The following is a 10,131-nucleotide window of genomic DNA, read 5'->3' as shown; positions in this document are numbered from 1 at the left end:
ATTTTGATATATTGGCAAGTCAAGGTGCTTTTTTGCGATTAGATAAGGTAAAAGAGTTAAATTTATCAGGGTTAAATGTAGCAAAAGTAGAGAAACCCTCTGGTGAGGTAAAACCAGGTGCTTACGGAATATACGTTAGATGGAATAATAAATATTTAAAAAATCTGGGATATGACTATAATGATAAAATTATTGCAATTATGGCGAATGGCCAACACAAAGATTTGGCTATAAAATTTGTAAAATGGCTTTTGGATGTAAAATAAAGGAGGAGAGATTAATTGAAAAAAGTCTTTTTAGTAGATTTTGATGGTACTGTTACTAAAGTAGATACTGTTGATTTAATGGTGAAAAAGTTTGCGAAAGATGGATGGCAGTATTATGAAGAACTATGGGAAAAAGGGGAAATGTCTACTGAGGAATGCGCAATTGAAACATTAAAACTTATGGAAGTAGATGAGAAAAAACTTTTAGATTTGCTTTACACAGTTGAAATAGATGATTATTTTATAGAATTTTTAAATTTTTGCAGAGAAAAAAATTATGAAGTTATAATAGTGAGTGATGGATATGACTTTAATATAAAGGCCATTATGGACAAGTATGGGTTTAATGTAGAGTTTTATAGCAATAAGCTTTGGTTTGATAAGGGAGAAATAAAAGTGGATTTTCCATATAAGAGCAAGGATTGCAACAAATGTGGTATGTGTAAGCTGGAAGTATTGAATAGATACAAAAATGAGGGGTATTATGTAGTATATATAGGAGATGGATATTCAGATATTTGTGTTGTGAAATATGCTGATGAGGTTTTTGCAAAGGGTGTTTTAGAAAAATATTGCAAAGAAAATGATATTCCATATATTTCTTTTAAAAATTTTGGCGATATAATAGAAAAGTTAAAGCGATAAACTTATTGGGAGTTTATCGCTTTAACAAGGGGTGGTAATACTTGTTTTTTTCTAGATATGACATAAGGCAAATAAAAGCTGTTGTTTTTTATTTCAACGTTAAAAGCCCTTTGTAACAGCTCTTTGTTGTTTCCTACAAAAAGTATTTCAGATCCCTCATTTATTATGTCTGTCAACATAAGCAATAAAATGTCGTAGTCTTTGTCTTTTTTCACTTTTTCCATAAAGCTTATAAGCTGTTGTTTTAATTCTCCTGCATCTGTAAGAGTGTTTACCTGACCTATGCCAATTTTATAATTATTTATTGTAAATTCTTTAAAATCTGTATAAAATATTTCTTCAACAGTTTTCCCTTCTAAAGAGGTACCTGCTTTGAACATTTCAGTTCCAAACTCATTTATGTCTATGTTAGCAATTTCTGCAAGTTTTTTAGCTGCTCTTACGTCTTCTGGTGTGCAAGTAGGGGATTTAAATACAAGAGTATCTGATAAAATAGCAGCGCACATTATTCCCGCTATTTTTGGTTCTGGAATTAGCCCTTTTTCTTCAAAAAGTCGATTTATAATTGTAGCAGTAGAGCCTACTGGATGGTTTCTAAATAGTATTGGCTGCTCTGTTTCTATCGTCCCAATCCTGTGATGGTCAATTATTTCTAATATTCTTGCTTGTTCTATTCCTTCTACTGCTTGAGAGAATTCATTGTGATCTACCATTATGACGTTTTTTCTTTCATAGTCTAAAATATGTCGCCTTGCAAGTAGTCCTACAACTTTTCCTTCTTCATCGACAACTGGAAAGTTGCGGTATCTATATTTTAACATTACTTCTTTTACATCATCAATATAATCGCTGACTCTAAATGTTACTAGGTCTTCTTTTTTTATTACATATGATAATGGTATACTTTGGTTTAATAATTTAACAGTGTCAAAAGTATCTGGTACAACTTTTATAATTGTTACTTTGTATTGTTTAGCTAGTTCAAAAATTTTTTCTGAAATTCCGTTATTGCCAGTAATTATGAGAGCTTTTATTCCTTGTTGAATTGCAGCTTGCTGTATATCATCTCTGTCTCCAATGATTAGGATATCTCCCTTCTTTATTCTTTTTAACACATTTTCTTTAGACATTGCAGCTACTAAAATGTCGCCTTCAAGATAATCTACATATCTTAAAATTTCTTCTCCTTTCAAAGTAGCTAATATGTTGTCAATAGGGATTTTATACTTAGATAATTCATGAGAAGAAGAAAGATATGCCTTTGCCAAATCTCCTACTGTTGCAATTCCTATTAATTTGTTCTCCTCATCTACTACTGCTATTGTTCTAATGTTTTTTTCCATCATAGCGTTCCATGCTTCAAACATGGAGGTGTTTTCTTTAAAAACAAGAGATTTATCAAATTTAATGTCTTGTACTTGGGTATATACATTTTCAATAAAAGTAGGCTTTTCTACTCCAAAATAGTCTAATACAAATTTTGTCTCTCGGTTTATAGGACCTAATCTAACAGGTATAGCATTTATACCTTCAGATATGCGCTTTAGATAGGCATAAGCAATAGCTGAGCAAATAGAATCGGTATCTGGATTTTTATGTCCGGAAACATATACTGTTGTCATGATGCATCGCCCCTATTTTAGTTTCATTCTTGTTGCAGTGGATAAATATAATATAACAAGAAAAGGAGGGTATGTAAATGGTAATAACCATACAAAGTCAAATTTATGCATTTTTAGTTACAGTGTATGGCGGTTTTGTGCTGGGATTTATATACGATATTTTTAAAGTGACAAGGCAAGTTTTTAGGCTTAAAAAAACTTTTTCTAATATTGCCGATATTATATTTTGGCTTTTTGGGACAATTACTATGCTTTATTTTATGTATATAAGCAATTACGTTGAAATCAGGCTTTATAGTTTTTTAGGATTTGCAATTGGAGTTATTCTTTATTATGTGTTACTAAGTTATTTCATCACCCAAGCTTTAATTGGAATTTATGAATTTACAATAAAGTTTTTAAAAAAGATGGCAGAAATTATTATATACCCTGTTAAAATAGTAGTCAATTTTTTTATTGTTCCTTATAGGTTTACAAGAAAAATTTTAACTTTGCCTGGTGCTTTTCTAAAAAATAATTTAACCTATTTTAAGATTTTTAAGAGGAAAAAATAGAGGATTTTTTAAAGAGATGTCGAATAAAAATAATAGATTAATCCGCATTGTGAAAGTAGGTGTTTTGGGTGAAAAAACTAAAGAAGATATTGTTTTTTGCCTTTATTGCATATATTGGATTTACTTTTTTTCAGCAGCAAGTTGCATTAGAGAAACTTAATAATAGGTATAGGGATTTGAAAAATAAAGAAGCTGCAGTAATGAAAGAAAATAAGTATTTAAATGAATTACTTCACCAAATAAATAGTGAAAGTTTTATTGAAAATGAGGCAAGGCAAAAATTGGGGTTGGTTAAAAAAGGAGAAATAATTTATGTAGATATTTCAAAAACTAAGACACAAGAGACAAAAAAATGATTTCGAAAAATTTATCTTGAAATATTTTGTATTTTAATATATAATGAACTCATTAATAAAATTTTTAGAGGGAGGATCTTTATTTATATGCCATTTGAGGTTGGAGATGTTGTTGAGGGCACTGTGTTAAACATCACAGACTTTGGAGCATTTATTCAGCTACCAGAGGGAAAAACTGGGTTGGTGCATATTTCGGAAGTTGCTAATACCTATGTAAAAGACATTAGGGAGCATTTGAAGGAGCATGATAAAGTAAAAGTAAAAATATTGTCCATGGATGCTAATGGAAGAATAAGTTTGTCAATCAAAAAGGCTTTGCCTAAAAAAAATAATAATAAAGAAAGAGATCCAAAGGATTTTGTATGGCAGAGCAATAGGAATTATAATACTAATAGTTCTTTTGAAGAGAGATTGCTTAAGTTTTTAAAGGATTCAGACGAAAGACAGCAACAGCTGCGAAAGAATTTTGATTCCAAGAGAAGAAACACAGGCTACAGAAGAAGCAATGGATATTAACTTCGGGTTATGCCCGAAGATTTTTCATAAAGGGTTTTTACCTGTGATAGTTGGGGGTTATTATGAGAATTTGTGCGATTGATATAGGGACAAATTCAATACGCCAACTTATATGTGACATAGATAATGAAAATATAAACAAGATACAAAAAGACGTTGAAATAACTAGATTAGGGGAAGGAATTTCTAAAACGGGGAAGTTAAATAATAATGCGATACAGAGAAGCATTGAAGTGATTGAACGCTTTGTGAAATTGGCCCAAGAAAAAGGCGCAGAAGTTATATATGCTTTTGCAACATCTGCGATGAGGGATGCTAAAAATAAAGATGCTTTTTTTGAGCAAATTGGAAAACTTGGGCTAGAGGTAGAAATCATAGATGGAGAAACAGAGAGCTTGTTTGGATACATCGGAGCGGTGATGGGAGTTAATAAGGAAGATGCTCTGGTGTTAGATATAGGAGGAGGAAGTACTGAATTAGCGTACAAGGGTAGAGAATTTGTAAAAGAAAGTTTTGATATAGGGGCTGTGAGGCTTACTGAAAAATTTATTAAAAATGATCCTCCTACAACTGAGGAATATGATGAAATTAGGTTACACATAATAGATGCAGTGGTAAATTCCATTGATAAGTACAAAGAGGTTGAAAATGTTATCGGCATAGGGGGAACGATAACAACTCTTGCCGCAGTTTCTCAGCAATTAGAAATTTATTCTCAAGAAAAAGTCCATGGCTATCAGTTAAAAAAGGAAGAAATTAAAAGGATTTTAGATAAATTTATGTCTGTTACATTGGAAGAACGAAAAAAAATTTTTGGATTGCAGCCCCAAAGGGCTGATATAATAATTGCGGGAACTGCTATATTACTGACTATATTAGAAATGCTGAGTTTCAAAGAAATAACGGTTAGTGAGTGGGATAATTTAGAAGGAGCAGTCCTCTATAAATTTGGGAAATTTAAGCTATAGAAATGGAATTTTCATTTGAAGTTGCAAAAGTGGATAAAAAAACTATTGACTTAAAGATATAGATATAATATAATAAATACTGTCTCAAGGAGATGAAGCCGGAGTGGCGGAACTGGCAGACGCACAGGACTTAAAATCCTGCGGGCCCTAAAAGCCCGTACCGGTTCGAGTCCGGTCTCCGGCACCAATGTCGCGGGGTGGAGCAGTCCGGTAGCTCGTCGGGCTCATAACCCGGAGGTCGTAGGTTCAAATCCTACCCCCGCAACCAAAAATATGGCGGCGTAGCTCAGTTGGCCAGAGCATGCGGTTCATACCCGCAGTGTCGGTGGTTCAAATCCACTCGCCGCTACCAGCAAAGAACGGAAATCGTCACCTATCCAGAAGTAGAATTCACACTTTATTTCATCTGGGGTGACGATTATTTTTTTTATGTAGTTTTTAAGCACTTCTTTAATTTCATGAGGATCCTTCGATGAATTAATTATTTCCCTATCCTTTTCAAAGATTTTCAAAATCATTTCTGGTGTAATAAAGCTTGTTTCTTTTTTATTTTCCAGCTCTTTAATTCTGTAAGCGAGTTCATTTCTCATTGCTTCTAATTCATTCATTTTTTCCTTCATAATCGGCTGGAACATACCTTGAGCAATAGCTTCTACTATGTTTTTCATCTGCTCTTCAACCTCCTTATAGCGCTTTTTTAAAAGAGTAATTTCTTCTACTCTTTCTTTATTTAATTTCTGATTTTCTTCATTTAAAAGTTTAGCTAATACTGGTGCTACTTTTGGGTCAAGTACTCTCTTGTTCAGCTCATCTATGACAAAAGCTTCCAGTTTTTCTTTGTTTATATCTCTGTTTGTGCACTGCTTTGTTCTGTCCTTTCTGCTGCATCTATAAGTTACATATTTCCCTCTGCTTAAACACCCTACCATTTTAGAACCGCATATTCCGCAGTAAACAAGACCTGACAAAAGATAAACCCTTTTTGCAGAATTAGCTCCTCTTGTTATCTTTCTTTCTTCTATTTTCTTTTGTACCTGTTCGAACAGGTCTTTATCTATTATTGCAGGAATAGCATTATCTATAACGATTACGTCTTCTTTTACCATTCTATGGTTTTTCTTTGTGCCTTTGTTAAATATGTATTTACCAATGTATTTCTCATTTTTCAAAATTTCGTGAATGCTATTTTTGCTGAATGGATTTCCTTTCTTAGTTCTGTAGCCTCTTAAATTTAATTCATCAATTATGTGTCTATATCCATACCCCTGTGCATATAATTCAAAAATCAGTCTCACTGCCTCAGCTTCTTTCTCATTTATTACATATTCTCCATTTACAATATCATATCCTAAAGGTGGTATACCTCCATTAAATTTGGCCTGAAAAGCATTTTCCTTCAATCCCTTCATTACCTCCCTTGCGAGGTTTTTAGAATAGTACTCGGCCATTCCTTCTAAAACACTTTCCAATATAATGCTTTCTGGTGAATCGTCTAACTGTTCAAGTACTGAAATGAGTTTTACGCCGTTCTTTTTTAACTGTCTCCTGTAGAAAGCGCTGTCATATCTGTTGCGTGCAAACCTGTCCAGTTTATGAACAATAACAGCGTTAAACAGCCCCAGTGAGCTGTCCTTTATCATCTGCAGGAATGCCGGCCTATCATCAGTTGTTGCACTTTTTGCTTCATCAGTGTATATCTTTACTAGCTGGATATTATTCTTTTCGCAGTACTCTTTTATAGCTCTTAATTGAGCTTCAATACTTTCCTCCCTTTGATTGTCGCTGGAGTATCTTGCATATGCAGCAGCTCTTATTTCTGCACTTGACATATAACTCCTCCTCTAGATTTATTTTGAGTTTGCTGTAAGATTGCTTTCAACACCTCTTATTACCAATCATCAAATTCATTGTCGTTAAATTCTTCTTCTTGATTTTCAAAAGTTAATAAAGTAAGAATCATATGATTTTTTAGATTGGAATGATTGAATGTCAATAGAATCACATATATACATTGTTTGTTTATGCCAGGGTAATATATAATGGCCAATTTCATGAGCAATAGTAAAATTTTTACGTGTTTCATAATTGATATTTTCATTTAGTACTATCTTTTTTGCGCCTTTATGTAATATGAAAACTGCTTCAAAATCTCGGAGTTTATCGTTTTTGATAATTATATTAAAATTATCACAAATAAAAAAAACATCAATTGGAGGTTTGAGGTCCAGCTTATGTAAAAGTTCCCTGGCAAAAGGACCAGGGTCACTAATCGTAGACATTAAATTCACCTCACATATTTGATATATGTTTTTTTATTATTTCATAATCATGGTCAGATATTTCGACGTTTGAACTGCGCGCAGCTATTTGAGTGGAATTATCAGGGTCTAAGATGCTTTCTATATCTTTCCTCATAAATTTCCATTCTCGCCCTACTTTTGTTGCTTTTAACCGCCCATCTTTTATCATATTGTATACAGTCTGGTTGCTTACTCTTAATAAGTCAGCTACTTCAGAAACATTTAATACATCTGGACGTTCTTTTTCATTTAAATTAGAAAGGCTTTTGCCTAATTCTTGGAGCATATGAACTTCTTCGGCGGAAAATACTATTTCTCCACAGTTAGGGCACACATAGGCCTTTACACCATCTATTGTTAATCTATATTTTCCCCATCCTGCCACAGTAGAAATTGTTCTTTCCTCCATATCAGTACCACACATAAAACATTTTCTCCTTATCACTTTTTCCTCCTCCTTTTTAAAAGGCCATTAATCTCTTCCCAAACCTCGGAATCAGTTTTGCATACAGTTACAACAACAGGATATGGGTATGAGGACGCTACAACTACATATATTTCTGGATTTTTATCTGTTGCTTCTTGAAAAAGTACATGTATATCTTCAAAATTTGTCTGAATTTCAGTTACTTTTCCATATAATATACATTCTACTACCTTTTTATCTTCTATTTTTCTTTCTGTCATTCTACATAAAGCGTGTTTAGAAAAATCAATGAGGCCTTTTTTAGTAAGTTCTTTAATCCATTGAACACTTATTTCACTCATTAGTATTTACTTCTCCTTTCTTCATTATACTATAAAATATTATAAAATGCTATAAGATATTATAAAATTTTATAAAATTTTAATAAAAGTTGATAAGTTTTTATTAAAATTCATAAATAGGCGTTCAAAATAAAAAAATTTTTATTAAAAATAAAGCAGCAATCTCTTTAACTCTACAGGTGGGAAATAAGTTGTCCGCCTATACTGCGCAAAAACCTTTCCTGAATATGTATGACTTTACTAAAGTGTAAATACAAAATTATAAACAAAATTAGCTATATCATAAAAATTGTGACGATGCTAAATACTCTAAAACTGTTTCAGCTACTCTATCTGCTGCTTCTTCCAACTCAATATATTCCATGTCTAAGCCGATAAAATAACTTATCTTCGGCATATCGTTTAATATGTGATGTATTTCATGAAGGAAAACCTCAACTTGGGTTCTGTAATTTACATTGCCGTTGAGGAGGAGGTGATAGTTACCTCGTCTGCTCACGTATGTAAAGCCGAGCACTGATGGAGGAAGATTGAATAAAATATGCGTTCTAATATTAAAAGCATTCATTACCTCATGAAAGGATATTGTTTCCTCCATCAGTGCTCTCATAAGCGGTGTGCTAATTAAGTCAATGTTCATTAATCATTCCCCCTTATCTTCTTCCTCTTCTATGGCCTTTATTATTCGAATTATCTGCTTTATCTCTCTAGGAGAAAGCTTCTTGGTCTGCTTGAATAATAGCTTTAAATCCTCCCTTTCTTTTAACTCATTCCAGAACTCCAATAGCTCTGGGTCATCCGAAACGGCCTCAGTGATTTCGTCAACCGGAGAGCGAATATCTGTTCTACCAAGAAGATAATCAATGGAAACGTTAAAAAAATCAGCTATTTTCTTTAAGGTTTCGTAATCGGGTTCTTTCCTTTCCGTTTCGTATCCCGCTATAGTGGAACGACTTATTCCTAATATTTTTGCAAGGTCTCCTTGGGTTAAATTTTTTTCTTTACGTAGCTCTTTCAATCTATCTGAAAATGTCATTTTTCGAAACCTCCTTTTATGTTATTGTAGCTAAAAATGTCCCTAAAATAAACAATGTGTCCCAAAAAGAAAAAATTTTTTAAAAATCCCTTGACAATGTTTCTAAATGGAACTATAATAAGATTAGGTGAAGTTGCTAAACGGAACATAAAGCGGGAGGATAAAAATGAGATACTACCTAAAAAAAGCAAGAAAAGAAGCTGGCCTCACACAGGCAGAAATAGCTAAAAAGGTTGGAATAGCAAGGACCAGCTATACTAATATTGAATTAGGTATTAAAAATCCGTCTTTTGATGTAGCTACTAAAATTAAAAGAGTTCTTAGGGTAAATAATGATGATATTTTTTTAAATATTAATGTCCCAAAAGGTAACAAAAATAGCAATTATAAAAACAGCAAAGGAAGTGATCTCATGAAAGTGGCAATCGTAAAAACTACAATATCAAGAAAAAAACTTATGACAGGAGAGTTTACACCAGACAGCGAAGAAATAATCGGCTATGAAGAAGTAGATGAAGAAGAATTCTATAGACCACTTGTACAGTTTCTTTACCCTAAGATAAAAAAGTTTATTGAGGAGGAAAAAAACGGTGTGGGTGGAATTCAAGCCAATAAAGAATAGAGATTTGCTTATAAAAGTAGCTGAAGCTCTCATGAAGGTAGTACCCGTAAGAATAAAAAAAGCCGATGAAGGTTGGAAATTGATGATAAAAACCTAGTATATAGCCGTAGTATGCCCAAAATGCGGAACAAAAAATATAACCTGAGGGGTGGAATTATGGATAAAAAAACCAAAGCTCTTGAACTATATCTTGAAGGATTTAAGTTAGTAGAAATAGCACAGCAGCTTGGTGTTTCACAACCGGCTGTTACTAAAATGCTAAAACAATTCCCAGAATATCATCAGGAAAAGGAACGACGCAAAAAAGAAAGCGAAAAAAGAGCAAAAGAGTGGAGGAACGAGTATAAAAAACAAAAGAGAAATGAAGAAAAAGAAGAAGAGGAAGCACTCTATGCAGGTATGATGGACCTTCAAAGACAGAATGCAATGTCAATGTCTAAAAGAAGAACATTAAGCACTGATACTCTGGTAAAATTAT

15 protein-coding genes, 3 tRNA genes and 1 pseudogene are annotated in these 10,131 nt (G+C 32.8%); 12 read left to right on the top strand and 7 right to left on the bottom strand.

Translation table 11 applies throughout. From position 1 onward, the window contains the following. Together M663_RS0106565 and M663_RS0106560 are read left to right on the top strand one after the other, a co-directional pair. A pseudogene (locus M663_RS0106565) lies at nucleotides 1-266 on the top strand (ABC transporter substrate-binding protein); the annotation flags it as partial. A gap of 15 nt (nucleotides 267-281) precedes the next feature. Beyond that, complete coding sequence (locus M663_RS0106560) at nucleotides 282-911, top strand: MtnX-like HAD-IB family phosphatase (RefSeq protein WP_019908059.1); 630 nt, start codon at nucleotides 282-284, stop codon at nucleotides 909-911. A 2-nt stretch (nucleotides 912-913) separates the two neighbouring features. Here the strand turns inward: M663_RS0106560 and M663_RS0106555 are convergent, their stop codons facing one another. Then, nucleotides 914-2,533: a putative manganese-dependent inorganic diphosphatase gene (locus M663_RS0106555; protein ID WP_029688358.1), complete on the bottom strand. Its 1,620-nt coding sequence runs from the start codon at nucleotides 2,531-2,533 to the stop codon at nucleotides 914-916. A 77-nt stretch (nucleotides 2,534-2,610) separates the two neighbouring features. Here M663_RS0106555 and yabQ point away from each other — a divergent pair, with 77 nt between their 5' ends. The 7 genes from yabQ (at nucleotide 2,611) to M663_RS0106520 (ending at nucleotide 5,279) form a co-directional block, all read left to right on the top strand. Next, the gene (gene yabQ, locus M663_RS0106550; RefSeq protein ID WP_003871164.1) at nucleotides 2,611-3,087 is read left to right on the top strand and encodes a spore cortex biosynthesis protein YabQ; all 477 of its coding nucleotides are present in this window, start codon (nucleotides 2,611-2,613) and stop codon (nucleotides 3,085-3,087) included. Nucleotides 3,088-3,155: 68 nt separating this feature from the next. Next, a complete protein-coding gene (locus M663_RS0106545) occupies nucleotides 3,156-3,443 on the top strand; it encodes a septum formation initiator family protein (RefSeq protein WP_003871163.1) in 288 nt (95 codons plus the stop codon). Between the two features lie 87 nt (nucleotides 3,444-3,530). After that, entirely contained in the window at nucleotides 3,531-3,959 is a 429-nt protein-coding gene (locus M663_RS0106540) for a S1 domain-containing RNA-binding protein (protein WP_004398784.1), read from the top strand. A gap of 62 nt (nucleotides 3,960-4,021) precedes the next feature. Then, nucleotides 4,022-4,927, top strand: a complete 906-nt coding sequence (locus M663_RS0106535; protein ID WP_029688357.1) for a Ppx/GppA phosphatase family protein — start codon at nucleotides 4,022-4,024, stop codon at nucleotides 4,925-4,927. Between the two features lie 97 nt (nucleotides 4,928-5,024). Further along, nucleotides 5,025-5,114, top strand: a tRNA-Leu gene (locus M663_RS0106530). Nucleotides 5,115-5,118: 4 nt separating this feature from the next. Next, nucleotides 5,119-5,195: transfer RNA gene (locus M663_RS0106525), tRNA-Met, on the top strand. Between the two features lie 7 nt (nucleotides 5,196-5,202). Continuing rightward, nucleotides 5,203-5,279, top strand: a tRNA-Met gene (locus tag M663_RS0106520). Here the strand turns inward: M663_RS0106520 and M663_RS15340 are convergent. The 6 genes from M663_RS15340 to M663_RS0106495 form a co-directional block, all read right to left on the bottom strand. Then, nucleotides 5,236-6,756 carry a recombinase family protein gene (locus M663_RS15340; RefSeq protein WP_273702653.1) on the bottom strand — a complete coding sequence of 507 codons (1,521 nt, stop codon included), beginning with the start codon at nucleotides 6,754-6,756 and terminating at the stop codon, nucleotides 5,236-5,238. The two genes, M663_RS0106520 and M663_RS15340, sit on opposite strands and share 44 nt — an antisense overlap. 105 nt (nucleotides 6,757-6,861) lie before the next feature. After that, the gene (locus M663_RS0106515) at nucleotides 6,862-7,206 is read right to left on the bottom strand and encodes an ImmA/IrrE family metallo-endopeptidase (protein WP_013337651.1); all 345 of its coding nucleotides are present in this window, start codon (nucleotides 7,204-7,206) and stop codon (nucleotides 6,862-6,864) included. Nucleotides 7,207-7,216: 10 nt separating this feature from the next. Then, nucleotides 7,217-7,672, bottom strand: coding sequence for a helix-turn-helix domain-containing protein (locus M663_RS0106510; protein ID WP_273702652.1), 456 nt, complete (start codon nucleotides 7,670-7,672; stop codon nucleotides 7,217-7,219). After that, the gene (locus M663_RS0106505) at nucleotides 7,669-7,995 is read right to left on the bottom strand and encodes a DUF4258 domain-containing protein (protein WP_029688353.1); all 327 of its coding nucleotides are present in this window, start codon (nucleotides 7,993-7,995) and stop codon (nucleotides 7,669-7,671) included. The genes M663_RS0106510 and M663_RS0106505 overlap by 4 nt, the downstream gene beginning before the upstream one ends. 280 nt (nucleotides 7,996-8,275) lie before the next feature. Further along, nucleotides 8,276-8,635, bottom strand: coding sequence for a hypothetical protein (locus M663_RS0106500; protein ID WP_009052180.1), 360 nt, complete (start codon nucleotides 8,633-8,635; stop codon nucleotides 8,276-8,278). 3 nt (nucleotides 8,636-8,638) lie between these two features. Beyond that, nucleotides 8,639-9,031: a helix-turn-helix domain-containing protein gene (locus M663_RS0106495; protein WP_029688352.1), complete on the bottom strand. Its 393-nt coding sequence runs from the start codon at nucleotides 9,029-9,031 to the stop codon at nucleotides 8,639-8,641. A 166-nt stretch (nucleotides 9,032-9,197) separates the two neighbouring features. Between M663_RS0106495 and M663_RS15335 the strand changes: the two genes are divergently transcribed. From M663_RS15335 to M663_RS0106475, 3 genes are all read left to right on the top strand, one after another. Next, entirely contained in the window at nucleotides 9,198-9,653 is a 456-nt protein-coding gene (locus M663_RS15335; protein ID WP_273702651.1) for a helix-turn-helix transcriptional regulator, read from the top strand. Continuing rightward, nucleotides 9,622-9,750 (top strand): hypothetical protein, encoded by a 129-nt coding sequence (locus M663_RS15330; RefSeq protein WP_273702650.1) that lies wholly within the window; start codon nucleotides 9,622-9,624, stop codon nucleotides 9,748-9,750. Before M663_RS15335 ends, M663_RS15330 begins: the two co-directional genes overlap by 32 nt. 59 nt (nucleotides 9,751-9,809) lie before the next feature. Next, nucleotides 9,810-10,131 (top strand): helix-turn-helix domain-containing protein (locus tag M663_RS0106475; protein WP_029688351.1); only part of this gene is annotated, 322 nt, incomplete at its 3' end.

The sequence above is a fragment of the Thermoanaerobacter sp. A7A genome (assembly GCF_000445185.1).
GTDB lineage: Bacteria > Bacillota > Thermoanaerobacteria > Thermoanaerobacterales > Thermoanaerobacteraceae > Thermoanaerobacter.
Note: the sequence above shows the minus strand (reverse complement) of the source record. Positions and strands in the feature narration are given on the sequence as shown.

Bases quoted from the DNA above. Each gene is read 5' to 3' on its own strand.
- M663_RS15340 (WP_273702653.1), bottom strand. From the start codon at position 6,756: ATGTCAAGTGCAGAAATAAGAGCTGCTGCATATGCAAGATACTCCAGC.
- M663_RS0106500 (WP_009052180.1), bottom strand. From the start codon at position 8,635: ATGAACATTGACTTAATTAGCACACCGCTTATGAGAGCACTGATGGAG.
- M663_RS15335 (WP_273702651.1), top strand. From the start codon at position 9,198: ATGAGATACTACCTAAAAAAAGCAAGAAAAGAAGCTGGCCTCACACAG.
- M663_RS0106555 (WP_029688358.1), bottom strand. From the start codon at position 2,533: ATGACAACAGTATATGTTTCCGGACATAAAAATCCAGATACCGATTCT.
- M663_RS0106535 (WP_029688357.1), top strand. From the start codon at position 4,022: ATGAGAATTTGTGCGATTGATATAGGGACAAATTCAATACGCCAACTT.
- yabQ (WP_003871164.1), top strand. From the start codon at position 2,611: ATGGTAATAACCATACAAAGTCAAATTTATGCATTTTTAGTTACAGTG.
- M663_RS0106540 (WP_004398784.1), top strand. From the start codon at position 3,531: ATGCCATTTGAGGTTGGAGATGTTGTTGAGGGCACTGTGTTAAACATC.
- M663_RS0106505 (WP_029688353.1), bottom strand. From the start codon at position 7,995: ATGAGTGAAATAAGTGTTCAATGGATTAAAGAACTTACTAAAAAAGGC.
- M663_RS0106495 (WP_029688352.1), bottom strand. From the start codon at position 9,031: ATGACATTTTCAGATAGATTGAAAGAGCTACGTAAAGAAAAAAATTTA.
- M663_RS0106515 (WP_013337651.1), bottom strand. From the start codon at position 7,206: ATGTCTACGATTAGTGACCCTGGTCCTTTTGCCAGGGAACTTTTACAT.